This window comes from Mesorhizobium sp. M7A.F.Ca.CA.002.04.1.1, from assembly GCF_004022805.1.
Taxonomy (GTDB): Bacteria; Pseudomonadota; Alphaproteobacteria; order Rhizobiales; family Rhizobiaceae; genus Mesorhizobium; species Mesorhizobium ciceri.
In genome coordinates, this window is sequence record NZ_RZPL01001053.1 from 1 (window position 1) to 1,318 (window position 1,318).

Sequence of the window (1,318 nt, forward strand, 5' to 3'; positions counted from 1 at the left end):
GCCGGTGGCGGTCAAGTTGCGCCAGCATTCGGCCACCGCCTGCTTGCCGCCCTCGTAAGGGTCGGCCTCGCAATAGCGCGGCGTCACGTCGGACGAGAAGGCGAGCGCCTTGGTCGCATGGCCTTCGACCCGCACCACGCCGGCATCGCCGCCTGGAAGCTGCAGCGAATTGCCCTGGATCAGCGTGTCATACTGCTCCCACACCCAGCGGCGCGAAGACAGGTCGGGACCGCCGAGCAGCTTCAGGAGCGCGTCTGCAACATCGGCTTGCGGAACATCATTGGCGGCCAGCGGCGCCGGCTTCTTCGGTTCGATCCACGGCCGGTCATATTCCGGAGCCTTGTCGCCAAGATCCTTGATCGGCAGGTTGGCAACCTCGTCGCCCTGGTGCAGCACGCGGAAGCGCAGATCGTCGGTGGTCTTGCCGACGATGGCGAAGTCGAGCCCCCATTTGTGGAAGATCGCCTCGGCTTCCTTTTCCTTTTCCGGACGCAGCACCATCAGCATGCGCTCCTGGCTTTCCGAAAGCATCATTTCGTAGGCGCTCATGCGCTCTTCGCGCACCGGCACCTTGTCGAGATCGAGCTCGATGCCGAGGTCGCCCTTGGCGCCCATTTCGACCGCCGAGCAGGTGAGGCCGGCCGCACCCATGTCCTGGATGGCGATGACGGCGCCCGAGGCCATCAGTTCGAGGCTGGCTTCCAGCAGGCACTTTTCGGTGAAGGGATCGCCGACCTGCACTGTCGGACGCTTCTCATCGATCTTGTCGTCGAATTCGGCCGAAGCCATGGTGGCGCCGCCGACGCCGTCGCGGCCGGTCTTGGCGCCGAGATAGACGACCGGCAGGCCGACTCCCTTGGCTTCGGACAGGAAGATCGCATCGGTCTTGGCAAGGCCCGCTGCAAAGGCGTTGACCAGGATGTTGCCATTGTAGCGGGCATCGAAATTGACCTCGCCGCCGACCGTCGGCACGCCGAACGCGTTGCCATAGCCGCCGACGCCGGAAACCACGCCTGAAACGAGGTGCCTGGTCTTGGGATGGTCGGGCGCACCAAAACGCAGCGCATTCATCGCCGCGATCGGCCGCGCGCCCATGGTGAAGACGTCGCGCAATATGCCGCCGACGCCGGTCGCCGCACCCTGGTAGGGCTCGATGTAGGATGGGTGGTTGTGACTCTCCATCTTGAAGACGACGCAGTCGCCATCGCCGATGTCGACCACGCCAGCATTCTCGCCCGGCCCCTGGATGACCTGAGGTCCGGTGGTCGGCAGCGTGCGCAGCCATTTCTTCGAGGATTTGTAGGAGCAGTGCTCATTC

1 protein-coding gene is annotated in these 1,318 nt (G+C 64.6%); it reads right to left on the reverse strand.

Annotated features, from left to right (window positions below; all coding sequences use genetic code 11):
* A partial coding sequence (gene purL, locus ENZ75_RS32015) for a phosphoribosylformylglycinamidine synthase subunit PurL (protein ID WP_128278622.1) occupies positions 1-1,318 on the reverse strand: 1,318 nt, incomplete at both ends.